This is a genomic window from Streptomyces sp. NPDC047017, from assembly GCF_040644175.1.
In the GTDB taxonomy this organism is placed as follows: Bacteria; Actinomycetota; Actinomycetes; order Streptomycetales; family Streptomycetaceae; genus Streptomyces.
Map to the genome: position 1 here is coordinate 97,256 of NZ_JBEYVW010000021.1, position 22,005 is coordinate 119,260.

At 69.9% G+C, this 22,005-nt stretch carries 21 protein-coding genes and 4 pseudogenes; 10 read left to right on the forward strand and 15 right to left on the reverse strand.

The window, feature by feature from the left end:
- Positions 1-41 precede the first annotated feature (41 nt).
- A complete protein-coding gene (locus tag ABZ858_RS30045; RefSeq protein ID WP_361385477.1) occupies positions 42-302 on the reverse strand; it encodes a hypothetical protein in 261 nt (86 codons plus the stop codon).
- 1,689 nt (positions 303-1,991) lie between these two features.
- Here ABZ858_RS30045 and ABZ858_RS30050 point away from each other — a divergent pair.
- Positions 1,992-2,531, forward strand: a complete 540-nt coding sequence (locus ABZ858_RS30050) for a hypothetical protein (protein ID WP_361385480.1) — start codon at positions 1,992-1,994, stop codon at positions 2,529-2,531.
- A 769-nt stretch (positions 2,532-3,300) separates the two neighbouring features.
- On the opposite strand, the pseudogene maeA reads toward ABZ858_RS30050, so the two are convergent.
- Positions 3,301-4,311 (reverse strand): annotated as a pseudogene (maeA, locus tag ABZ858_RS30055) (oxaloacetate-decarboxylating malate dehydrogenase).
- A gap of 85 nt (positions 4,312-4,396) precedes the next feature.
- Complete coding sequence (locus tag ABZ858_RS30060) at positions 4,397-4,762, reverse strand: hypothetical protein (RefSeq protein ID WP_361385483.1); 366 nt, start codon at positions 4,760-4,762, stop codon at positions 4,397-4,399.
- Positions 4,763-4,967: 205 nt separating this feature from the next.
- Between ABZ858_RS30060 and ABZ858_RS30065 the strand changes: the two genes are divergently transcribed.
- Positions 4,968-5,204: a hypothetical protein gene (locus tag ABZ858_RS30065; RefSeq protein ID WP_361385486.1), complete on the forward strand. Its 237-nt coding sequence runs from the start codon at positions 4,968-4,970 to the stop codon at positions 5,202-5,204.
- A 647-nt stretch (positions 5,205-5,851) separates the two neighbouring features.
- On the opposite strand, the gene ABZ858_RS30070 is transcribed toward ABZ858_RS30065, so the two are convergent.
- Both ABZ858_RS30070 and ABZ858_RS30075 read right to left on the reverse strand, forming a co-directional pair.
- Entirely contained in the window at positions 5,852-6,271 is a 420-nt protein-coding gene (locus tag ABZ858_RS30070; RefSeq protein ID WP_361385489.1) for a VOC family protein, read from the reverse strand.
- A gap of 632 nt (positions 6,272-6,903) precedes the next feature.
- A pseudogene (locus tag ABZ858_RS30075) lies at positions 6,904-7,071 on the reverse strand (ISAzo13 family transposase); the annotation flags it as partial.
- Positions 7,072-7,429: 358 nt separating this feature from the next.
- Between ABZ858_RS30075 and ABZ858_RS30080 the strand changes: the two are divergent.
- The 3 genes from ABZ858_RS30080 to ABZ858_RS30090 all read left to right on the forward strand — a co-directional run bounded on the left by ABZ858_RS30080 (position 7,430) and on the right by ABZ858_RS30090 (position 9,470).
- Entirely contained in the window at positions 7,430-8,320 is an 891-nt protein-coding gene (locus ABZ858_RS30080; RefSeq protein WP_361385492.1) for a glycoside hydrolase family 19 protein, read from the forward strand.
- Positions 8,321-8,608: 288 nt separating this feature from the next.
- Positions 8,609-8,758, forward strand: coding sequence for a hypothetical protein (locus ABZ858_RS30085; protein ID WP_361385495.1), 150 nt, complete (start codon positions 8,609-8,611; stop codon positions 8,756-8,758).
- A 514-nt stretch (positions 8,759-9,272) separates the two neighbouring features.
- Positions 9,273-9,470 carry a hypothetical protein gene (locus tag ABZ858_RS30090; protein WP_361385498.1) on the forward strand — a complete coding sequence of 66 codons (198 nt, stop codon included), beginning with the start codon at positions 9,273-9,275 and terminating at the stop codon, positions 9,468-9,470.
- Positions 9,471-9,775: 305 nt separating this feature from the next.
- Here the strand turns inward: ABZ858_RS30090 and ABZ858_RS30095 are convergent, their stop codons facing one another.
- The 9 genes and pseudogenes from ABZ858_RS30095 to abc-f form a co-directional block, all read right to left on the reverse strand.
- Complete coding sequence (locus tag ABZ858_RS30095; RefSeq protein WP_361385501.1) at positions 9,776-10,552, reverse strand: methyltransferase domain-containing protein; 777 nt, start codon at positions 10,550-10,552, stop codon at positions 9,776-9,778.
- Positions 10,549-11,787, reverse strand: coding sequence for a cytochrome P450 (locus ABZ858_RS30100; RefSeq protein ID WP_361385505.1), 1,239 nt, complete (start codon positions 11,785-11,787; stop codon positions 10,549-10,551). Before ABZ858_RS30100 ends, ABZ858_RS30095 begins: the two co-directional genes overlap by 4 nt.
- Positions 11,784-12,467 carry a tRNA-dependent cyclodipeptide synthase gene (locus ABZ858_RS30105; protein WP_361385508.1) on the reverse strand — a complete coding sequence of 228 codons (684 nt, stop codon included), beginning with the start codon at positions 12,465-12,467 and terminating at the stop codon, positions 11,784-11,786. The genes ABZ858_RS30100 and ABZ858_RS30105 overlap by 4 nt, the downstream gene beginning before the upstream one ends.
- 482 nt (positions 12,468-12,949) lie before the next feature.
- Positions 12,950-13,267, reverse strand: coding sequence for a transposase (locus tag ABZ858_RS30110; protein ID WP_361385511.1), 318 nt, complete (start codon positions 13,265-13,267; stop codon positions 12,950-12,952).
- Between the two features lie 49 nt (positions 13,268-13,316).
- Positions 13,317-13,619: pseudogene (locus tag ABZ858_RS30115) on the reverse strand (transposase); the annotation flags it as partial.
- 184 nt (positions 13,620-13,803) lie between these two features.
- A complete protein-coding gene (locus ABZ858_RS30120; RefSeq protein ID WP_361385514.1) occupies positions 13,804-14,019 on the reverse strand; it encodes a hypothetical protein in 216 nt (71 codons plus the stop codon).
- Between the two features lie 453 nt (positions 14,020-14,472).
- Positions 14,473-15,774 carry an erythromycin esterase family protein gene (locus ABZ858_RS30125; RefSeq protein WP_361385517.1) on the reverse strand — a complete coding sequence of 434 codons (1,302 nt, stop codon included), beginning with the start codon at positions 15,772-15,774 and terminating at the stop codon, positions 14,473-14,475.
- Positions 15,775-15,861: 87 nt separating this feature from the next.
- The gene (locus ABZ858_RS30130; protein ID WP_361385520.1) at positions 15,862-16,554 is read right to left on the reverse strand and encodes a CatB-related O-acetyltransferase; all 693 of its coding nucleotides are present in this window, start codon (positions 16,552-16,554) and stop codon (positions 15,862-15,864) included.
- Positions 16,555-16,632: 78 nt separating this feature from the next.
- Positions 16,633-18,231: a ribosomal protection-like ABC-F family protein gene (gene abc-f / locus ABZ858_RS30135; RefSeq protein ID WP_361385523.1), complete on the reverse strand. Its 1,599-nt coding sequence runs from the start codon at positions 18,229-18,231 to the stop codon at positions 16,633-16,635.
- A 154-nt stretch (positions 18,232-18,385) separates the two neighbouring features.
- Between abc-f and ABZ858_RS30140 the strand changes: the two genes are divergently transcribed.
- Positions 18,386-19,030: a TetR/AcrR family transcriptional regulator gene (locus ABZ858_RS30140; RefSeq protein WP_361385526.1), complete on the forward strand. Its 645-nt coding sequence runs from the start codon at positions 18,386-18,388 to the stop codon at positions 19,028-19,030.
- A gap of 269 nt (positions 19,031-19,299) precedes the next feature.
- Here ABZ858_RS30140 and ABZ858_RS30145 read toward each other — a convergent pair whose 3' ends face one another.
- Entirely contained in the window at positions 19,300-19,488 is a 189-nt protein-coding gene (locus ABZ858_RS30145; RefSeq protein WP_361385530.1) for a hypothetical protein, read from the reverse strand.
- A 96-nt stretch (positions 19,489-19,584) separates the two neighbouring features.
- On the opposite strand from ABZ858_RS30145, the pseudogene ABZ858_RS30150 reads away from it, so the two are divergent.
- The 4 genes and pseudogenes from ABZ858_RS30150 to ABZ858_RS30165 form a co-directional block, all read left to right on the forward strand.
- A pseudogene (locus tag ABZ858_RS30150) lies at positions 19,585-19,794 on the forward strand (acyl-CoA dehydrogenase); the annotation flags it as partial.
- Entirely contained in the window at positions 19,791-20,564 is a 774-nt protein-coding gene (locus ABZ858_RS30155; protein ID WP_361385533.1) for a PIG-L family deacetylase, read from the forward strand. The pseudogene ABZ858_RS30150 and the gene ABZ858_RS30155, both read left to right, overlap by 4 nt.
- Positions 20,561-21,187 carry an SAM-dependent methyltransferase gene (locus ABZ858_RS30160; protein ID WP_361385536.1) on the forward strand — a complete coding sequence of 209 codons (627 nt, stop codon included), beginning with the start codon at positions 20,561-20,563 and terminating at the stop codon, positions 21,185-21,187. Before ABZ858_RS30155 ends, ABZ858_RS30160 begins: the two co-directional genes overlap by 4 nt.
- Positions 21,184-21,888, forward strand: a complete 705-nt coding sequence (locus tag ABZ858_RS30165; RefSeq protein WP_361385539.1) for a glycosyltransferase family 2 protein — start codon at positions 21,184-21,186, stop codon at positions 21,886-21,888. The genes ABZ858_RS30160 and ABZ858_RS30165 overlap by 4 nt, the downstream gene beginning before the upstream one ends.
- The last annotated feature ends 117 nt before the right edge of the window (positions 21,889-22,005 follow it).

The following is a 22,005-nucleotide window of genomic DNA, read 5'->3' on the forward strand; positions in this document are numbered from 1 at the left end:
TCGGAGCCTCTAACCGCACGAATGCCTATCTCACCCGCAAATCAGCAGCTCTCACCCGATATATTTCTTGTGTTTCTTGCGATTGTGTGCGGCATGGATTCGCATGACGGGAAGAGCGCGAGCAGTCGTGCGGGGAACTCGACGACAGTCTCGTGATCGGGCACGACGACCGAGGACAGACGGGAAGGGTCCTCGACCTTCCAGGACTGCAGGAGATAGCTGCCCGTTTCATCATCATAGTAGAGGGTTGGGCTGCCATTGTTCGGGCTCTCCGGGTCCTTGCACAGCAAGTGCAGTGCCACAGAAACCTCCATGTGGCTCGGGGTTCTTGACCCTTCGAGGGTGAACGATCGCGCACCGTAGCACCCGCTCCTTGCCAGGACTTGCTACGACTCGTAGGCCAGGAAGCCTTTACTTGCGGGAACTTGCTCACACTCCTTGGTGTGATGGGATGAGAGGGTGAGGCAAGCAACCTCCTGCTGACGAGAGCTGCGTCGTCTTCGTCCACATCGACCAGTACGGCGAGACGTCGGCGGGCCAGGCGCCTGTCCAGCCTTCAACTGGCCGAAGAGGCAGAGCGCCCGGCGGAATGGGACTACACCGAGGCGCCAGAGGGACGCGAGAACGAGGCGGACCGCCTGGAAGCGGTTCGGCGCCATGCTCACGGCCGCCGGCTTCCCGGTGCCCGAACCCACCGTCGACATCCACGCGCAATTCCTGCCCGGCTTCTACCGTGAGGCCCTGCACGCCGCCGGTCTCGCCCGGCCCGACGGCATCAGGGCCCTCCCCGCACGGACGCCGCCCCGCCCGGGCCACCCGCCGTCCATCACTCTCATCCGTCCGACCCTACGACCTCTCACACCGGCCTTCATCACTCCAGAGGACCACTCACACCACAACGCGGCACGGCCGGTCCTGAATGTTGCCGGCCGGACCGCCTGGCGACCGAGGTCCCCGCCGGCCTCGGACCCTCGACGGCCGGGGCAGCACTCCGCTGGGAGAAGTGCTTCACTCCCGGATCGAAGCCCGGCCGGCCGGGCGGCCCAGCGCCACCCCCGGCGGCCCCGGTGGCCGCGGTGTCCTTCGGGCGGCTGGGCGAGCGGGCGTCGGTGCGGGGTGCCTTGATCGACGAGCGCTCGACCGTGCTGGCCGGCCGCCCCGAAGGCCGTTCCCCTGCTGGAGGCCGCCCCGCGCTCACCCGCCGGCCGGCCCGGAGCGGGTGACTCGGCGGCCTGAGCAGGCACGCTGTCCCGCAGCAGGGACAGGACGTGGCGCGAGCACGCGTCGAGGGTGCGCCTGCTGGTGTGCATGGAGACGTTACCGCGGCCACCTTGTTCGGTAGGTAGCCCTGCTCGTGGCGTCGCCGGAGGGCGATCTCGCGGGGGCCGAGGTAGTCGTCGAACGTCGTGCCGTCCTGGAAGCGGCGCGGGGTGCCCGGCGACACTGACTGCAGGTCGCCGGCCCAAGCGGCACCGTGGGCATGGCCCAGCAGTTCCGCCACACGCGGAAGGTCCTCGGGGCGTGCGGAGCGGCCCTCGATCCGCTCGAATGTCAGGCTGCCTATGCTGGCACTCCGGGGTTCCTCGGCCAGGTACGGCAAAGCATTGGCGCGTCCGAGTGCTTCGAACAGCATGACTACGGTGCAGATCGCGACGGTGTGGGCCTGGTCGAGCGCCGAGGGCCAGGCCCACCACGGTGCGGGAGAGTCCGGTCTCGTCGTATCCAACTCCGCGAACGACGACAGGGGCTGCCGCAGTACGCGCCTTGCCGGGTGACCAGGGGCGAGTTCCCCAACTGGTCTCATATGGGCGTACGCGGGCGCAGTCACGGCGCATACCAGCGCTTGGCCGAGAGTGGATGCGCCCACCCGGACAGGCTATGGCCGCCGGCAGTGTGGAGCGGCACAGTCGGGGATGCCGTGGTGCAGCACGCACCGCGTACCGTTCTCGGCCGACTCCCGGGCGGCCGAGCCCGTTCCCAGGAGACTCGGCATGCGCATCCGCACCCGTATAGGTCTGATCCTGGCTGCCGTGGTGGCGGTGGTGTCCGCAGACACCGTTCCGGCGATTGCAGCCGCCCCCTCCGGCGCCGCGCTCGTGGACGTTGTCTGCCCGGTCGGCTCCAACATCTCCACCTACACCCCCGGACTGACCTACACCTCCAAGCCGACCCACTTCACCGCCACCGGACAGGTCTCCGGCTGCGTGTCCCTCAGCAACCCCGCTCTCACCGGTGCCAACCTGTCCGCCGCCGGTGACGGCACCGCCAGCTGCACCTCCGGCTCATTCTCCAACACCACCGTCTACCACTGGAACACCGGACAGAGCAGCACTGTCGTGGGAACCGGCTCCATCAACCTCAAGCCCGACGGAGAGACGGTCTTCGTCCTCACCGGCACCGTCACCAGCGGCCCCTTCACCGGAGCCACCGTCCTGCAGACCAAGGTGCTGCTCTCCACAGACCTCCTCGCCTGCCTCACCCCAGGAGGTCTGACGAGCATCGCCGGCCCCATCACCCTCACCTTCAGCTGAGGTTGCAATTTATGGTCTGACGTCGCACGTGACGCGAACCTGATCGGCGCTTTCGAAGCTCAGTGGACGTGAAGACGGCCTTCGCCTGATCCTGTGCTTCGTCCCGGGGGCATGACTTGCATCACAACTGCCCGCGACGACTCAGACTCAGGGGAGATATCGGCCAGGACGTCGATGGAGACGACACCGCGCGCTCGCAGCGTTGTGTTTTGTATGAAGAACCTGGACCTGTGGCCGGAGTTCTCCACACGATTCCCCAGTGTGCGTGAGGCCATGGACTCTGCCGGCCGACGATCAGTCAGCGTGTGCGTCACCGGAGAACAGGTGTCTCTGCGACGTGTCCTGCCGACCGCCGGTCCCGAGGCCGGCGTGCTGGTGGACACCATCCGGTCCGCAGGAGACATACACCGGATCGTCGCATCCAGCTACACGGGAGACCGGTCTGACCATATCCGCTCCCTTCGGTACCGCATCACCAGCAAACGGGCGTTCCCTCATTCCTCGGGGACGACACCACAGGACATATTGCGCACGGTTGCGGATCTTGTCCACACCTGCCGCTGAGAGCCCGATGGGGGATGTCCGGTTCCCTTCCTCGCGACACAGAGCGGTCTCGGCCCGGACGGTCAGGCGCCTGCCGAGTGGTCCGAGGATGGTATCGGCGCCGGGCCAATGGGGCAGGTCATCGTGCGAGGGCCGACAGGCTCGGGGCATCTGGCCCGTTGTCGATGGGGATGAGCTGTCGCATCGCTCCTGGGTGGTCAGGAGGTCATGAGGTGGGCAGCCACTCCGGTTGCTGGGCCCTCCAGGGGACGAGGATCTGACGGTAGCCGCCGGGGTGTCCGACATCCGCACCCGGTCGATGATGCCCTGGTAGTAGCCGAGGGGAGTGCCGGCCCAGTCCGGGGTAGAGCAGGGCGTTGTCGGCCTGCGCCATCCGATAGGTCATCTTGTCGTGCTCGACGGGAGGGACGGGGATGCCGACGGCGACCAGGGCCTTGCCCTACGTCCAGGCGATGACGTCGTCCGGCATGGCCTCGATGCGCGAGATCGGGTTGGACAGCGGCAGGATGACCGGGCGATCGGTGCCCGCGGCCATGGCCTCGACGACCTCACGCGTGAAGGCCCTGTGCACAGTGGAGGTGCCCACCAGGATCGTCGGCCTGACCCGCTTCACGGTCTCCAGGAGAGAGGTCCCGCCGTCGTCCTTCGACCAGTCCGCGACTTCCGAAGGCTCACGCGCGTAGGGCTGCCGGAAGTCGCGCAGGTCGCTCGTGGCCCGGGTGAGCAGCCCCGGTCTGTCGATCAGCCAGACCTGTCCGGTGGCCTGTTCACGGCTCGCTCCGTTGCGGACCACGGAGCCGCGGAGCTGGTCGGCGATCCCGACCCCGGCGGTGCCGGCGCCGAAGAGCACCAGCTTCTGCTCCCGCATCGGCACACCGCTGACCTTGACCGCCGACAGGACCGCGGCCAGGGTGATTGCGCTGGTGCCCTGCATGTCGTCATTGAAGGCCCGGTAACGGTCACCGTAGGTCTGGAGAATGCGCCGCGCGTTGCTGGGGCCGAAATCTTCGAAGTGCGGCAGAGCACGTGGAAACACAGCCGAGGCCGTCCTCTGGTAGCTCTCGGCAAATGCGTCGTCATAGTGGGCGCCGCGGGCTCTGCGGTGCCGGTGGCCCAAGTACAGCGGGTCCTGCAGCAGTTCCTGGCGGTCGGTGCCCACGTCCAGCGACACGGGGATGACACGTGCCGGGTCGATGCCGGCCGCCGCGGTGTACACCGCCAGTTTGCCGACCGAGGTCTGGATCCCCCTCCCACGCCCCAGCCGCCGATACCGGGAATCTGCTCGGCGTCACTGCACGCGATCAGGTCCGCGTCATCGGACCCGAGCCGGAGCGTGGCGAACGCTTTCTCCATCTCGTCGGGCCGGTCGACGGACAGGAAGCCCCCTCACGGGCTGCGGTGCTTGTGGGAGTACTCTCGATCGCCTCGCCGGCCGTGGGGTCGTACACGACCGGCAACAGCTCCACGAGATGCTCGGTGAGCAATCGGTAGTAGAGGACCTCGTTGCGGTCGTGCAACTGCTCCAGGTACACGTCCTTGGCCAGGTCACTCCCTCGGGCCTGCAACTGCTGGTAAGCGCGCCGCGCCTGTTGCTCCAGCGTCAGCACCCCGGACGGCAGGCGCCCGGTCAGACTCAGCTCGTTCCGCTCCGCCTGGGTGAAAGCCACGCCTCGGTTGCCCAGCGGGTCCATGAGGGCGCTCGGGCGGCCGGAGCGCGCACAGTGTGCTCGGTCAGCACATCTCTCCATCCGCACGCGTGCGGGCGACACTGCCCGCCAGGCGTGGAAACAGGGGGCTGCCCGACCCCTTCTCACCGTACGCGGACACCGGTCCCCTTCGCCCTCTGACGTGAGCCGGCTGTGACCTCCGGCGGTGGCGGACGGACTGGACGGCTACCGGTCGCAGGCACCCTTCGACCGGATCGTGGCTCCCGCTCCTTCCGCGCCGTCCCCGGCGGATTTCGCCCAGGCCCGGCCGGGCGGGCAGATTCTGCTCACCGTGTTTTCGGTCGGCAGTAGGCGACGCGCGCCTCCTGCGAGACCACCCACCGGACCTGCGGCCGGGGCTCCGGGAGGGCGTCGACCAGCCGCAGGACCGTATTCCGGCTGACCCGCGCCGATGGAGCCGATGGAGCCGATGGAGCCGACGGAGCCGACGGAGCCGACGGCCAGCTGGGCACCGGCGCGAGCCACTAGGGCAAGGCCGACCTCGGCCAGCACAGAACACATTCGTTCAGTCCGTTGGCCGTACCGCCGGGCCAGGCCCGCGACCTGCTTGACGAACGTCCGCCACCCGCACGAAACGTCTTCGCACGTGATGCGCCGTGCACGAAGCCGCAGCACCACCCGCCGTCCCGCCACGGGGACGGCAGCAGGAGACCGCAGGCAGGAGCCGTACACCCGCCCCGTACGGCTTCGGCAACTCAAGCAGGGCGGTCCAGCCATCACATGGTGGCCGAGCCGCCCCCTGCGACCGGCGACAGCGCCCACACACTCGCCTCCGGCGCACCCCCAGCGCCTCCGGTGCGCCCGCCGATGATCGGTGAGTTCGGCAGTGTAGGGCCGGGCGTTGGCGGCGAAGGAGCCAAGTTCCACCGACGCCCCACCTACGGCTCTGCTGTGCTGTCCGGGCACGCGTAGGTGTCCTTCGCGGGCACGGTACTGCCGAGCCCGCCTCCAGCTTGAGCGTCCACCGGTTCCTCCACGGCCGTGCATCGGCTGGCCGGGGTGCAGCACCCAAGGGGTAGACATCTTCGGTCAGTTCAGCTTTGGCGGAACATCCTTGGAAAGCAGCTCGTCGCTGTACGGGACAGTGATGAACTCCAGCTCGTGGCCATCGGGATCCTGGAGGTACACGCCGCGGCCGCCGTCCAGATGGTTGATGGTCTGCGGTTCAGTGTGCTGCGGGTCGGGCCAGTAGGGCAGGCCGCGCTCCTGGATCCGGGCGAAGACGGCGTCGAACTCCTCCTCGCTGACGAGAAAGGCGTAATGAGTGGGCACCCAGTCCCTGCCCTTGATCAGGTGCTCGGCGTAGTCGAGGGTGACACCGTTGTCGAGACGGACCATCACGAACGAACCGCCTTCTTTCGGCTCAGGTGCGCCAAGGAGGTCGGCCAGAAAGCGGGCGCTGGCCCACTTGTCGGTGCTGTGGACGATGGTGTGATCAAGCCTGAGCATGCGTTCCTCTCCCGTCGAGACCTTCGCGACCGGTCATGGCGACGCTAAAACCTGAACCGCACTTGATGTCAAACGCGAACATCCCGTGTTCTGCTTGTTCCTGCCGGAGATGAACCTGTCATGGTCCTCGCGCCTGGCTGCCGACCGGCGGACCCGGATCCCAGTGCCGTCGATGATCACCGTCTTCCCGTCGGCACCGAGGTGGTCGACGACCTGGGCCGGAGTCCGCAGCCGCACACGTCGTGCGCCGTGGCATGCCGGAAGCGTGCTGTGGGCGGATGCACGAGCGTGGCCAGAGCCGGTCGACGAACACCAACCGATGCTTCGCGCCCGCGCCCACAGCACGCTTCGCGGCCGGGACGCAAGCTTGTCCTGGTGCTGCGTATGCCACAAAGGGCCCAGCTCCGCGACCAGTTCAGCAATCACGTCCGCTGACAGGCCCCGTGACCCTCCGGTCGCTGCTGATCGCTGCACGAGACGCGACCCCCACCACACGACCATGATCGGTGATCAGAAGCCCGACGCCGCACCGCCTACCATGCACGAGCTGGTTAGATGCGGGTGCCGGTGTGGCGTCGTTACTCATGGTCCCGGCAGGGATGGCGTGTCGAAGCATGAATTACGGACTGTTCCGGGTTCCTGGCTGAGCTGATGGTGTCGCGAGGTTGGGGGTGAAGGGTGTAGTCCCCGTCACCGTGGAAACTGCGCCGGCGCATGGACAGGGCATCGATGTCGCTGTCGGTGACCTTGAGGCCCGTGCCGTAGGTGTGCGGGTCGAGTTCGGCGTGGATGGTCAGTCCGTCGGTGATGAAGAGGGATCAGCATCTGCGCGCGGCAGTTGAGCGTCCGACTTTTCGGTGGCTCGGCCAATACCGAGGGAACGGCGAGGCCGGCGTCGCCAAGCGCCCAGTCGGAATCGACGGAAGTCGGTTCGTGAGTCGGCGAGCGCGCCAACTCCTTCCGGACACATACCCGCAGACTTTCTGCCAACGTTGTCATCCATTCCTGGGCTGCACCCTTGACTGTACCGACCAAGCCGGTTGAGGTTGGCTCCACACCCCTCACCGCGGCCGCCCCCGAGCCGTGGCCGACTCTGTCGGTGGCATGCATGCTCTGCTTTGTCTCTGGGGCGGCCCGCAGCGCGAAGGAAGTGGTTCTGTGCCGAAGCGCCACATGTCTGCTCTCATGGCCGCGATCGTGATCGGTTCCGCCGCACCGATGATACTGTCGGCCACAGGCGCGTCCGCCGCGTCCTGTTCGAGCTATCCGAGCTGGACGGCCGGCAAGTCGTACGTCACCGGCGACATCGTCCGCTACACGGACGGCCGGGCCTACATCGCCGAGCACGACAATCCGGGCTACGACCCCACCATCAGCACCTGGTTCTGGGACCCGTACGCCTGCGACAGCGGTCCCACGAATCCCTCGGGCAACTTCCCCGTGAGCGAAGCGCAGTTCAACCAGATGTTCCCGAACAGGAATCCCTTCTACACCTACGCAGGCCTCAAGGCCGCGCTGAGCGCCTATCCCGGCTTCGCCAACACCGGCAGCGACACCACCAAGAAGCAGGAGGCCGCGGCCTTCCTCGCCAACGTCAGTCACGAGACCGGGGGACTGGTCTACGTCGTCGAGCAGAACACCGCGAACTATCCGCACTACTGCGACTGGAGCCAGCCGTATGGCTGTCCGGCGGGTCAGTCCGCGTACTACGGACGCGGCCCCATACAGCTCAGCTGGAACTTCAACTACAAGGCCGCGGGCGACGCGCTCGGCATCGATCTGCTCCACAACCCCAATCTCGTCCAGACCGATGCCTCCGTCGCCTGGAAGACGGGCCTCTGGTACTGGAACACGCAAACCGGGCCCGGCTCGATGACTCCCCACAACGCGATGGTCAACGGCGCCGGATTCGGCCAGACGATCCGCAGCATCAACGGATCACTGGAGTGCGACGGCAGGAATCCCGCGCAGGTACAGAGCCGGGTGGACGCCTACCAGCGGTTCGTGCAGATCCTGGGGACGACGGCCGGCGCCAACCTCTACTGCTGAGCGCAGTGCCCTTGGCGGTAAGACGCAAGGGCCAGCGGAAGGCCGTGCATCGGACGGCTCCCTCGTCCCGGGGGGGGTGCGCGTATCCGTGGACCGTGGGCGGCACCCTCGCCCCGGTGCGTGACCGGAAGGCGGGCCACTGAGGTCGCGGCACAGGTTGCCTCGCCCGCGCCCGGCTGCCCGCGCAACCGCTGGACAAGACGTGCGCGCCGGGCTGTCACGCGGGTTGACATCCCTCTTTCCGACGTTGCGATCGCCCTCGATCGCACCAGAACGCGAAGGCGTTACGTGCTGCTGGTTCACCTGCCGAACGGCCGGGGCACCGAGCTGGTCCGCGACGCCTTCGCCCGCCAGGCCCGCGTCCGGCACCCCGACGAACAGAACACCGCTGACCGGCGCGGCCCCAAGCCGGACACTGGCCTCGTCCGCGGTCCGTGACTGCTCCTTCGGCTTGGCGTGCTCGGTGACCGCGGCCTGGACGTCCCGGGCGAGGTCACGCCATCTGGTGCATCGCCGGTTCGACGGGGGAACCCTCCCTGCCAGCCGGCTGTTCGGCGCGCCTCATTCTCAGGGTTGTCGACGGCACGCGGCGACGGTCCGGGAAGGGTGACGCGGTCGTCAGGCAGGACGGAGGAGCGGCCATGGCGGAGTCCGCGGAACGTGGAACGGCTCGTCCCCTCACCCCCGAAGCCGACGCCCGCCGCCGCCAGTTCGAGGACCCGGGGGCCCGGCGACCCAACCGGCCGGTCCGGTCGACCAGCGCCGCCAGAAGCACGAGCGGCCCGGCTCCGGCCAAGGCCAGGGGCGCCAGCCGTGACGCGCAGCGGACCGTCCGGCGGGACGGACGAGGAGGTCACCGCGCCAGACGCCGGGACGCGACTGGCCACCCGCCCCGAGGGCCGCCAGGAGCGGAGAGGGTGCGGGGGACCGCTCCCTCAAGCACGGAGGCCCCATGGTTGCCCCGATCCCGCTCCACCTGTCGCCGGAACGCCTGAAGCACGTCCAGCAGCTCGCCGACGCGTCCCGGCCGCGCGCGGCGCTGTATCCGTCGCCGAAGTCGACGCCCGCCCGGCGCCGCTCCCGCTCACGGCAGTTCCCCGGCGCCCGGCCGAACCTGCGGCGCACCGTGCGGGGCCGCCGCCGGGGATGAGTGGGCACGGCGGACTCCACCACGCGCCCGGTGCGCGAACCGCTGGCCGGATGGCAGCGGAGTCCGCCCGAAGAGTAGGGACCACGGTGGTACGCGTCGAGTGGATCCCGCTGCTGGCGCACCACAGTGCCCAGCGGGGTGGGCAGTGTGACCCGATGCGGTAGGTCCTTGGGACGGTCGCGCGCCTCGGCCTGCCTTTGGCCGCCTTGCCCTCGGCGGTGGTGCTTCCGGGCCGGGGAATCCTCTGATGACCGGGCCGCCTGCGCCGTGTCGCAGGCGGCCCGGTCGCTCGCCCGCCGGTGTGGTCAGGCGGGTGGTGTACGGGCGGTGAGGATGATGGCGTGCGGGGTGGTGAGGTAGCCCGCCAGGGCGGTGTGGTCGGCGCCGGGTCCGGCGGTGGGGACGGTCCAGGCGGGGTCGGTGAAGCCGGCCGTGTGCAGGGCTGCCTCGTGGGTGGCGCGGCTCCAGTAGTGGGCCGTGACGTCGAAGACGAGGTCGCCGATCCAGGTGCGCAGGGCGATGACGTCGCCGTCCCGGGGGTCGGTGACCGGAATCTGGTCCGGGTCGCCGGGGCGGTGGGCCGTGAGGTCGAAGCCGTGGGGGCGGTAGTAGCCGGGCGTAGTGGCGAAGTCGGGGTTGAGTGCGGCGGCGACGAGTCGTCCGCCGTGCCGGGACAGGGCCGTACGGGCGGTGCGGCACATCGCGGTGAGCACCTGCGGTGTCGGAGCGTAGGGCAGGACGTAGACGGCGAGCACGGTGTCGTAGTCGCGGCCGGGCGGTTCGGTGGTGCCGGCGTCCTGCAGGTGGTAGTCGATGCCGAGCGGGTCCTCGGCCTCCCGGCGGCGGGCCAGGGCGATCATGCCGGGTGAGGCATCGGTGCCGGTGACCTTCGCGCCGGCCTTGGCGAGCAGCCGGCTGTGCAGGCCCGGACCGCAGCCGAGGTCCAGCACGCGCCGGCCCTCCAGGTTCCCGAGGGCATTGAGCAGGGAGGGGATTTCGATGTCGCGGCGGAAGGCGAGCTCGTCGGCGCTGCGGTCGTACGCTTCGGCGAGGTCGTCGAAGGAGTCGGGCAGGCCGTTCACGTGTGTGTTCCTTCGCTCCAGGTGACGGGCAGGGCGACGGGGCGGACGAACATGATGTCGTTGCGCCACGGGATGTCCTGGTCGGCGACGGCGAGCCGGAGACTGGGGTGCCGTTCGAAGAGGGCGCGCAGGGCGGTGGCCAGGTAGAGCCGTGCCAGCTGGGCGCCGAGGCAGTAGTGGGGGCCGGCGCCGAAGGTGGCGGTGGCGTCCTCGCGGCGGCGTACGTTGAACTTCTCCGGGTTGTTCACGTGCCGGGGGTCCCAGGTGGCGGCCTGCATGGAGGCGACGACGGCGTCCCCGGCGGCGATGGTCACACCGTGCAGCTCGACGTCCTCGCGTGCGACGACCGGGAAGCCCAGCACGCCGTTGTGGAAGTACCGCAGTACCTCCTCGGCCGCACTGGGCCACAGGCCGGGGTCGTCCAGCACGGGCCGCAGCTGTGACGGGTTGAGCATGAGAATCATGGCGCCGGTGGTGGTGGGCGCGATGATGCCGTCGGAGCCGGTGAAGAAGAGCAAGAAGGCGGTACCGAACATCTCCTCCTCGCTGATGGCGCCGTCGGCGGCGGCGCGCAGCAGGGCGCCGATCGGGTCGTCGCGCTCCGGGAGCCGGCGGCGGGCGGCGATCACGCGGGCGGTGAATGCCTTGATCTCCTCCGTCTCCGTCGCCGTCTCTTCCGGCCCGGCGGTGATGCTGGAGGCGGAGGGGAAGACCCGGCTGTGGTCCTCCCACAACTCTTCCGGCACGCCCAGGATCTCGCGCATGACCCGCATCTGGAGCAGCGAGGTGTAGCCGGCGACCAGATCGCAGGGGTTGGGGCCGTCGTCCATGGCGTCCAGCAGGTCGGCCGCGTGCGATCTGACGAGGGTCTCGTACCGGCCGACGGCGCGCCGGGTGAAGAATCCGGACACCACCGACTTGACCCGGGTGTGGTCGGGCGGGTCGAGACTGAACAGGCCCCGGCTGACGGTGGTGATGTCCTGGCCGGCGATCCGGGGCGTGGCCGGGTCGTCGAGTTTCCGGCTGAAGCGCGGGTCCGCGAAGATGCGGGCGATGTCGTCCTTGCGGGTCAGCATCCACATCCGGGCGCCGCTGGGCATGGCGACGGGACACACCGGTTCGTTCGCCTGGGCCCATCGGATCAACGGTGGCAGCTGACCGTTGTCGCCGAGCGGGAAGGGATAACTCAGTGGCAGCGCGGGCTCTTGGAGCGGCGTGGGAATCGTGTCGGTCATCGTTCGGCTCCGATCGGTTCCACGATGGCGTATCCCTGGCCGGTGCTGGGGCGCAGGGTATGGGCGGTGCCGGTGAGGAAGGGGCGCAGCAGTTCCATCTCCCGGTGGTACAGGAAGAGGGAGGAGGGCACACCGAAGATCACCGGCGAGTGCAGGGTGAGCGGTAGCTCCGCGAGCGGATAGCTGACCGCCCTGTCCAGAGCCGCCTCGCTGGGATCGACGCAGCCGGCGTGGGCCAGGGCGGCGCGGGCGGTCTCCCGGCAGGCGGCACGCACCGCGGGGTCGTGACGGTACGCCCGGTGCACCTCGGCCAGCCGGCTGGCGTACGGCGCGTTGGACAGTAGCCGGGTCCAGGCGTGGACATGGCCTGCGGGGTCGGAGACCCCGGCATGTCGTAAGGCGCGTTCAGCGGGGTTGCGGAGCTGGTTGACAGAGCGTTTCGCGCGTTTGACCGCCGAGTCCGGAGAACGGCCGGCCGCCACCAGCGTATGGGCGGCCTCGTAGCCCGGAATCATGATGTCCACCTGCGGGAAGCGGGAACACGCCCAGCCGACCAGTTCCTCTATGTAGGCCGTCTTGTACCGGCCGTTCCAGGGACTGATCCCCAGCAGTACATGTGCTGGGCACTCGGTGAAGAAGGCTCCGCCGCTCTCGATGGGACGTAAGCGGAATCGGTGCATGGCAAACTCCTCGTTCGCCAGACGATGAGGGATGGCGCCGGAAGCAGGGAGGGGCGAGTGCCGCCGGGTGGCAGGTGCCGATGCTTCGTGCGGCGCCGCGTACCGAAGACACCCGGCAGTGCATCATCGGCTCCTGATCGACCCGCCGAGCCGATCCCCGTCGACGGGGATCGGCTCAATCCCACCCCCGCGCTGCACGCCCGGAGGCTGCATGGCACGTAGCAGGGGCGCGGGTCCTTGAGATCCAGGGCACCGGGCCGACAGAGGCGATGGAGGTCCGGGACTCCGAGGACGTCCATGCCGGCTCCTAGGCGGCTTCTCGCCCTGAAAGCAGGGTCCTTCGGGGCACCGGACCAACATGGCAGTCACGCACAGCAGGTGCCACTGTGCGTACCCGGGCATACAGTGCACCTGAAGCACACGGGGTGCGAAACACAGGCCGGCACCGTGCGCCGCGCAGTTCCACGGACCGCACGGCGGCGTTAGGCCTTGTCCGCGGTCACCTGAGCGGGGCGGCAGCGTGGCCGGCCCGGGCCGGAGTAGGGGACACGGATCCGTTCCAGCAGGGTCTGTGCGCAGACGTTGTCGTGGCGTTGGCCTGGTGTCACGAGCACGGCGAGAGGCCGGGCCTCGCCGTCGCAGGCGAGGTGGATCTTCGTGGCCGGTCCTCCTCGTGATCGGCCGAGGGCGTGATCGTCCGGTTCGTCCGGCCGGTGCCCCCCTTTTCGGCCGGTGGCGGCGGCGTGCTGGTGAGCCCGGACGATGGTGGAGCCGATCTGCACCAGCCAAGTCGATGCCACCCGCGGCGTCCGCCCGGGCCTGGATCTGCTGGAGAGCGCGGGTGAACACGCCGTCGAGGGCGTAACGGCGGAAGCGGGTGCAGACCGTCTGCCAGGGCCCGTGGCGTTCCGGCAGGTCACGCCACGAGATCCCAGTACGGATCTTGTAAACCATCCCGTTGATCACCCGCCGGTCCTCCACCCGCGGTCGGCCCGTGGCGGCGCGAGGTATCAGTGGAGCGAGTAACCCCCAATCCCGGCCGGTGAGTTCATGACGACGCATCATCCCACCATGATCCCCCACCCGATGATCTTCGAAGACGGACCCAAGTTGGGGTGGATGAGGGATGCCCCGGCTGATGCGGTGGGCCATATCTGGAGTGAACGGGCGTGTGGTGATGCCCGGCCCCGTGGCTGTGTCGAGGTGGTCGGGCAGACAGCGGCGCGGCTCGGCGAAGGATTCCGGGTCCTGGTGGGTGCGTTGCTGGTGGCGGCGGTTGTGGGCGGCGGCACGGCTTGGGGTATCACTCGGTGCGCACCGGGGTTGCGCTGGTCTGTCACTGCCGGTTCCTGCTGCTGTCGTGCTGCGACGGTTTCCTTGAACTCAGCTTGCCGGTGCTGGTGATCGGCATGCCGCTGTGGGTGGCGCAGCGGTCCGTGGTGCCGACGGCGATCGCGCCGTTGTCAGTCGCGGTCGACACCGTGATCGTGATCGTGCTCTGGGTGTCGCTGAGTGGGGGTGCCAAGACGGTGCCCGCGGCTGCGGCGCTCATGCTGGCCTCGGTGGTGCTGCATACCCTCGGCTACGGAGGGCATGGTGGGGGTGTTGCTGGTTGCGGGCGGTGTGGTGGCCGTGGGGGCGGTCGGCTGGACGGTGTTGGGCGCGCACGCGGTGTCGGTGCGCGCTGCCCGGATCACAGGGCCAGCGCGCCTCGACCTGGGGCCGGGCGCCGCCGTGCCCCGTCCCCGAACCCCGGCGGAGGCCGCCGACCGGTCGAGCACGGAGATGCGATGAAGGACTTCGCCGACCTCACCGACCCCCAGATGAACGAAGTCGCGCGGCGGGCACCGGGGACGGTCACGGTGGGCACGCACATCGCCAGGCACCCCCCAGGACTGCCGACCAGTCGGCGGCGGACTCGGCACCCGGGACGGTGCGGGATGATTCCCGGCGCTGGGTCCGGGTGTATCTGTCCGGCCTCACTGCCCGGGTCATTTGGCCTGTCTCACATGTCTTCGAGACCGTCGGCAACGGTGGAGGTCGGGGTGTGGAGGATGGCGTCGAACGCCTCGAGGATGGGGGTGTGAAGGTAGGCGCTTTGGATCCGGATGCGGTCGGGTCCCGGGGCAGGGTCGGCGTTTCCGTGGGCCGGCTGCGGGCGTGCCTGGTGGAGATCGGCGATGCTGAGCCCGAGTTCGGCGTCGGCGAATGCAGCCTCGATGCTCCCCGGCTCGGCCGGTTCCAGCGGGGTGGCGTCGATGGTGAAGCCGAAGGGTGTGTTCTCGTCGCGGGGCATGTCCGCGGTATGCCCGGTGGTGCTCGCCAGGCCGAGGGCGAAGTAGTCATCGCCGAGCGCGCGGTGCAGGTGCTGTCCCATGGGGAGCCCCGTGAGGTGGCCGTGGAAGGACACCGGTGTCTTCTGGATGTGGGCGTTGTGAGCCGCCAGCACGACGCGGGTCCCGGGCGCGAAGCGTTCCAGGTGCCACAGGACCGACTCGGCCATGTAGACGTCGCGAGCCGAGGTGTCGGCGGTCAGCCCTTTGCCGGCGAAGAGGTCGGCCATGGCGCGGAAGGTGTAGTCGGCGTGGCAGGCGCCTTCGAGTCGGCGCACGGCGATGTCGTAGCTGTGCTGGTCGCCGCGGGAGACATACAGCGGTTCGACGGAGCGGAACCGGATGAGCAGACGTGTCAGAGTCGCGCTGAGGACGTCCTGTTCGGCGGTGGCCAGGCGTCCCCACGCGGGGGCGGCGACGGCCGCGGAGCCACCGGCGAACGATTCGGCGATCCGTATCGCCTCTTGGATGACCGGCAGGGTTTCGGGATCGATCCGGCGCAGGTAGTCGGCGACCGGGGCGAGGGCGGGAAGCAAGGACCCACCGGCCGCCGGGATGTCGATGCCTGCGAAGCGCACCGGTGTTGAGGTGGTCCGGTTGTGCCGGCGCATCCAGCGCAGCGGCTCGTCGACTCCCACGGGGATCGTCCCGGCGAGGTGCGCCGACAGGTCGTCGTCCGTCCCCTCACCCTGGGCCCACGCGTCCAGGGGGAAGCCCTCGCTGAAGCCGTATTCGAAGGCCAGGACGGTGAATCCGCAGCGCTCGGCGAGGAACCGCAGGATGCGCTCGCGCATGGATGCGAACTCGACAATGAAGTGGGAACTTTCGCCGATCGCGACGACACGTGCGTCGCCGATGATGGCGCGCAGCGGCTCCAGATCGTCGAGGGGTGCCTCGGGGTCGAGGTGGTCGAGGGGGACGGCGTGGGCGCGAAGCCAGTGGGCGAACAGTGTGAGGTGGGGCGAAGCAGGCATGCTGACAGCTCGATTCTCGGTGCTGGAGTGGTGGATCGTGGGCAGGGGAGCGGGGCGCCGCGCAGGTCGCCCCGGGCCCGGGTTCGTTCAACGGTCCTTGGTGCTGGGGGGTGCCGGGTCCGGACGTTGCGTTTCCACGTGCCCGGGTGCCGCGTTCTCCAGGCCGTCGACGCTGCCGGACATGATCGTGCGGATCTGTTCGGTGATGTGCTGGAGCGGCCAGTCCCACCAGGCCAGGGCGAGGAGGCGGTTGATGTCGGCGTCGCTGTAGCGGCGACGGATGAGGCGGGCGGGGTTGCCGCCGACGATGCCGTAGTCGGGGACGTCGTCGACGACGACGGAGCCGGACGCGATGATCGCTCCGTGGCCGATGCGGACGCCGGGCATCACCATGGACCGATGGCCGAACCAGACGTCATGGCCCACCACGGTGTCGCCTCGTCCGGGCAGGCCGGTGATGAGGTCGAAGTGCTCGGACCAGGAACCGCCCATGATCGGGAAGGGGAACGTGGAGGGGCCGTCCATGCGGTGGTTGGCACCGTTCATGATGAACCGCACGCCCTCGCCCAGCGCGCAGAACTTCCCGATGACCAGTTTTTCCGGCCCGTAGTGGTACAGCACGTTACGGGTCTCGAAGGTGGTCGGGGCATCGGGGTCGTCGTAGTAGGAGAAGTCTCCCACCTCGATCAGAGGTGAGGTGATCAGCGGTTTCAGCAGTACCACCCGCGGCTGTCCGGGCATCGGGTGCACCACGGTCGGGTCGGCGGGAACAGGCGGCATCACGGATTTCATCCTTCCTGAGCGATGTCTGTGGGTGTCTGCGGGGCCCGAGGGCCTCAGTGCGTGGTGGCGGACGTGTCAGTTCCCCTGCAGGGCCAGCTGGGCGCCCGGCCAGTGCCGACGCAGTCGGCGGTCATGGCTGACGATGACGAGGGTGCCGCTGTACCCGCTCAGAGCGGTTTCCAGCTCCTCGGCGAGGGCGGGCGAGAGGTGGTTGGTGGGTTCGTCGAGCAACAGGACGTCCGATGGCGCACTGAGCAATCGCGCCAGGGCCAGACGCTGCAACTGCCCGGTGGACAGCCGGCCGACGGGCACCTCTAGCTGGTCGCGGTCGAACAGGCCGAGGGACAGCAGCTGTTCGGCGTGTACGGCGGCCTCTCCTGTCCGGCCACGGGCAAAGGCGGCCAGCATGGTCTCGGCCGGTTGCCCGGGGCGCGGTTCTTGGGGAAGGTAGCCGACCCTGCCGCGGCAGGTGACGCTTCCGCTGTCGGGAGTGACGTCCCCGGCCAGGACGCGCAGCAGGGTGCTCTTGCCTGCTCCGTTCGGCCCCGTGATCAGCAGGCGCTCGCCCGCCGCGACGGACAGGCAGGTGCGGGCAAGCCGATTCGTGACGGCGATGTCGGCGGCGTCGAGTACGACGCCCTGCAGGCGGCGGGTCCGCAGTACGGGGGTGAAGCGCAGTGGCTCCGGCGGGGGCGGGACCGGGTCGGCAAGGAGGCGGCGCAGCCGTTCCTCGGCGTTGCGCACCCGGCTGGCCAGCGATTGCTGCACGCGGCCGCCCGCCCGGTCGTAGGCCAACTTGTTGCCGTCCTTCATCGGACGGCCCGGGGCCACCTGACGGGCGGTGGTCGCGGCTGCCTCGCGGAGCCGGTCGATGTCGGCCCGCCACTGGTCGTGCGCCTGAGCCCAGCGCTGCCGGGCAGCCGTCTTCTCGGCGAGGTAACCGCTGTAGCCGTTGCCGTACCGCACAGCGCGACGCGTGTCGCCGTCCACCTCCAACAGGCTGGTCGCAACCCGTTCGAGGAAAACCCGGTCGTGGGAGACTGTCACGGTGGTGCCCCGCCGGGCGCGCAGGTGCTCTTCCAGCCAGCTCAGGGCACCGTCGTCGAGATGGTTGGTCGGCTCGTCCAGCAGCAGCACCTCCGGCGCCGCCGCCAGGCAGGCCGCCAGTCGTAGCCTGACCCGCTCTCCACCGGACAAGCTGCCCACGGTACGTTCACGGCCCACCAGCCCCAGGCCCAGTCCGTGCAGGGCACGCTCCACGCGGGCGTCGGCGTCGTAGCCGCCGCGCAGCTCGAAGACCGTGAGGAGTTCGCCGTATTCGGCCATGCCGGACTCGTCACCGTCGGCCATCGCGGTCTCCAGGCGGCGCATCCGCTGCTCGACCGCACGCAGATCGCCCAGCCCCCGGTCGATGACCTGCTGGACCGTCGCCCGCGCCGTCAGTTGCTCGTCCTGGGCGAGATAGCCGACCCCTCCGGTGGCCTGGACGACGACCTCGCCCTGATCGGGCCGTTCACGCCCGGCGAGCAGGCGCAGCAAGGTGGTCTTGCCCGATCCGTTCTCCCCGATGATCCCGGTACGCTCGCCCGCGACGAGCGAGCAGGTCACCGAGTCAAGAACGATCCTGCCGTTGAAGGACTTGCTGACGGCGAGTGCAGTGATCTGTGTGGGCATGCAGAGACTCCGAAGCATTCGGGAACGAGGTGGCCGTCGAAGGTTGCGTGGCCGGACGAACGCTTCGGAAGAGCATCGATCACTCCACTAGTGCGACAACTGATGCTTTAAGATCCTGCCATAGCGATGGCGCCCCGAGCAAAGGTATTCAGCGATGACTCCCGCAGACCCAGGACCGGAAGGCACCCCGCCGCCGACCCGCCGCCGGCCCGGGGGCCGCACCGCCCGTGTGCGTCAGCAGGTGCTCGACGCTGTCGTCGCCGAGCTCGGCGAACACGGCTTTGACGGGCTCACCACCGAAGCCGTCGCCGCCCGCGCCGGCGTGCACCGCACAACGGTGTACCGGCGCTGGGGGGACGTCGGCGGCCTGCTCGCCGACGTTCTCGACGCGGCGTCCGTCGACGACTGGCAGCCACCGGACACCGGCTCACTGGAAAGCGACCTGGCAGCACTGAACCAGGAGATCCACGCAGCCCTGACCGCACAGCCACCGATCATGACAGCACTTATCGCCGCCTCGTTCCGCTCCGAAAAAGCCGCCGAGGCCCAACAGCGGCTCTGGGAGGACCGGTACGCCCGCTGCGAAATCATCGTCAGCCGGGCTGTCGGGCACGGCGAACTACCACCGCGCACCGAAGCCCGGCGACTGCTCATCGCGGCCACGGCACCGCTGTACCACCAACTGGTGCTCCTCCGCACGACCCCCGACCCGCAACTGCCCGGCCACGCAGCCAGAACCGCTGCCCTCGCCGCAGCCGCCGGCGCCTTCGCCGAGCCCCCGTCAGTGCGCGATAGCTGAGCGAGACTTCACCAGCTCCGCACTGCTTGCAGCGGTTCGTCTCATAGGGGGTTGCTCGTGAAACACCCGGCCGCCCGACGGGCCACCTGCGGCGATCCCTGCTTCGGGCAGGCGGCGGGTCTTCTCCCACGAGGCGCCATCGGCGAGCTGCAGGGTCAGGGTGAGGTCCCGGGCGGCCTGGCCACGCCCGCGCAGCAGGCGGCCGAGATCGACGACGAGGGCGAGGAGAGCGGCGCGGACTGCGGCGCCGTCGAGGGTGCGCCGGACGCTCACGGCGGCGGGCAGGGCGCGGGGGAGGACGAGGCGGGGGCGGTGCCACGGGCGCGGTCGGTGGCCAGGCCTCCGGCCCTGCCGCCGAGCAGGCGCTGCACGGCGGCGGGGCCGGCGGCGAGCAGGCCGACGGTGCGGATGCCGTAGTAGGGCAAGGCTGCGGCCTGGCGCGGGCCGATCCCGTGCAAGGCCTCCACCGGAAGGGACGCGAGCCAGGCGCCGGCCTGGTCGAGGATGACAGCGAGGACGCCGCCGGGCAGCGGGATCCGGGCGGAAGCGGTGGCCGCCACCGCGCGCTGGTCGCCGAGACGTGCGGCGAGGTCCTGGACCGGGTCGGACGCGCGACGGGAGCGGGGCCGCTGTGCCACGACGGACGGCACGCCCGGGCCGCCGCGGATCTTGCCGTCTACGTACGCCAGCACCACGCCGAACGAGATCTGGCGGCGCTCGGGCAACGGGTGGCCCGCGGCGACCGGGACGGAGCGGGCCGATGACCGCCGAACGATACGCCGAGCCAGGCCCGTACGCCGATCCGATCCAGGCCCCGGGCACCGACGAGTCGCGCTGGCCGGCCTGGGACGGCTGGCTCCGCATGCCTTCGTACCCCCTGCCCGCAGCGGGGCGGGTCGTCGTGGCGGCGGCCCACCCCGACGACGAGGTACTGGGAGCGGGTGGCGCCCTCGCGCTGCTGGCGGCGGCGGAAGTCATGGTGACCGTGGTGTCGGTCACGGACGGGGAGGGCTCTCACCCGGGCAGCGTCCGCATCCCACCGGAGCAGCTCGCCGAGGTGCGTGCCCGCGAGCTGCGCGACGCCCTGGACGCTCTCGGCGCGCACGACGCCGAGATCGTCCGGCTGCGGCTGCCCGACACCGGCGTGGCGGACCATGAGGAGCGGCTCACCCGTGAGTTGGCACGGCTGCTGGACGGGGCCGCGCTGTGCCTGGCGCCGTGGACCGGTGACGTGCACGGCGACCACGAGGCGATGGGACGCGCGGCGCTGGCCGCCGCCCGTACGGCTTCCGTGCCGTGCCGGCTGTACCCGGTGTGGCTGTGGCACTGGGCCGAACCCGGCGACCCCCGTGTGCCCTGGGAGACGGCCTCACGGATCGTGCTGCCGCCCGCGGTACGGGCCCGCAAACGCGCCGCGCTGGCCCGTTTCACCAGCCAGATCCGGCCTCTCGGCCCCGGTCCGCAGGACGCCGCCGTACTGCCCCCCGAGCAACTGGCCCACCACCTGCGCGGCTGGGAGGTGGTGTTCGGATGAGTCGCCCGCCTGCCCCCGGCACATACTTCGACGACATGTACCGCGGCGCGGAGGATCCGTGGAGCCTGGCCGAGCGCTGGTACGAGCACCGCAAGTACGACCTGACCGTCGCCGCCCTGCCCCGGCTCCGCTACCGCCGTGCCTTCGAGCCCGGCTGCTCGATCGGTGAACTCACCCGCCGGCTGGCCGGCCGCTGTGACGCCGTGCTCGCCTGCGACCGGGTCGGCTCGGCGGTCGACACGGCCCGCCGCCGCACCCGGGACCTCCCCCACGTAGAGGTCCGGCGGATGCTGCTGCCCGACGAATGGCCGGCCGGATCCTTCGACCTGATCGTCCTGTCCGAGCTGCTCTACTACCTCGACGACGCCACGTTCGACCGGTTCGTGGAGCGGACCCTGGCGTCACTCGAGCCGGGCGGCACCCTCGTCACGGTGCACTGGGACCATCCGGTGCCCGAGCACCTGACCACCGGCAGCGGCGTCGCGGACCTCCTCGCCGCACGGGCGGGACTCGACCTGCTGGCCGATCACCGCGAGGAGGACTTCGTGCTCCAAGTGCACCGCACATCCGGGCCGGACGGCCGCCGAGCGCCTTCGTTCGCGGCCGAAGAGGGCTTGGTATGACCACACACATGGCCGTCGTCATCCCGGCCCACGACAAGGAGGCACTGCTGCCGCGGGCGCTCACGGCGCTCGCGGTGGCGGCCCGCCACCCCGGCTTCACCGACGTCAGGGTCGAGACCATCGTGGTGGCCGACACCTGCCGTGACCGGACGGCGGCGCTGGCCCGCGCGGCCGGTGCCCGGGTCGTCACCACCGACTGCCGCAACCCCGGGGCGGCCCGGCACGCAGGGGTGCGCCACGCTCTGGCCCGATGGGCGCGAAGCCCGGCCGACACGTGGATCGCCACCACGGACGCCGACAGTGCCGTCCCGCCCAACTGGCTGGCCCACCAGCTGGACCGTGCCCGCCAGGGCTGGCAGGCCGTCGTCGGCACCGTGGTCCTGCCGTCCTCCTCATCCCTGGCCGCACCGCACCGCGCCCGCTACGAGGCGACGCGACCGGCGGGCGGCGCGGCCTGGCACCATCCCCACGTACACGGCGCCAACCTCGCTGTCGCCGCGGACGCGTACCTGGATGTGGGCGGTTTCCCTCCGCTGGCCACCGGCGAGGACCGCGCGTTGGTGGACGCACTGGAACGCCGAGGACACCGTGTCCTGCGCACCGCACACGCGCCGGTCCTCACCTCACCTCGACTGAACGCCCGTGCGCGCGGGGGCTTCGGGGACTACCTGTCCGCGATGCCGCATCCCGCGGTGACCTGAAATCTGGGAGTTCTGGCCTCCAACTGCGTGCTGCGGTCCGGCGGGCGCCAGGACAGAGCAAGGGCGTGCACTCGGGCAGCGGCAAAGTGCTCCGGTACAGGCGCAGCGAGCATCAGG

Excerpts from the sequence above, each read along its gene's own strand:
- ABZ858_RS30105 (WP_361385508.1), bottom strand. The coding sequence starts at position 12,467 with ATGCACCGATTCCGCTTACGTCCCATCGAGAGCGGCGGAGCCTTCTTC.
- ABZ858_RS30130 (WP_361385520.1), bottom strand. The coding sequence starts at position 16,554 with ATGCCGCCTGTTCCCGCCGACCCGACCGTGGTGCACCCGATGCCCGGA.
- ABZ858_RS30100 (WP_361385505.1), bottom strand. The coding sequence starts at position 11,787 with ATGACCGACACGATTCCCACGCCGCTCCAAGAGCCCGCGCTGCCACTG.
- ABZ858_RS30125 (WP_361385517.1), bottom strand. The coding sequence starts at position 15,774 with ATGCCTGCTTCGCCCCACCTCACACTGTTCGCCCACTGGCTTCGCGCC.
- ABZ858_RS30140 (WP_361385526.1), top strand. The coding sequence starts at position 18,386 with ATGACTCCCGCAGACCCAGGACCGGAAGGCACCCCGCCGCCGACCCGC.
- ABZ858_RS30090 (WP_361385498.1), top strand. The coding sequence starts at position 9,273 with ATGGTTGCCCCGATCCCGCTCCACCTGTCGCCGGAACGCCTGAAGCAC.
- ABZ858_RS30070 (WP_361385489.1), bottom strand. The coding sequence starts at position 6,271 with ATGCTCAGGCTTGATCACACCATCGTCCACAGCACCGACAAGTGGGCC.
- abc-f (WP_361385523.1), bottom strand. The coding sequence starts at position 18,231 with ATGCCCACACAGATCACTGCACTCGCCGTCAGCAAGTCCTTCAACGGC.
- ABZ858_RS30050 (WP_361385480.1), top strand. The coding sequence starts at position 1,992 with ATGCGCATCCGCACCCGTATAGGTCTGATCCTGGCTGCCGTGGTGGCG.
- ABZ858_RS30120 (WP_361385514.1), bottom strand. The coding sequence starts at position 14,019 with ATGAGCGCCGCAGCCGCGGGCACCGTCTTGGCACCCCCACTCAGCGAC.
- ABZ858_RS30155 (WP_361385533.1), top strand. The coding sequence starts at position 19,791 with ATGACCGCCGAACGATACGCCGAGCCAGGCCCGTACGCCGATCCGATC.
- ABZ858_RS30165 (WP_361385539.1), top strand. The coding sequence starts at position 21,184 with ATGACCACACACATGGCCGTCGTCATCCCGGCCCACGACAAGGAGGCA.
- ABZ858_RS30160 (WP_361385536.1), top strand. The coding sequence starts at position 20,561 with ATGAGTCGCCCGCCTGCCCCCGGCACATACTTCGACGACATGTACCGC.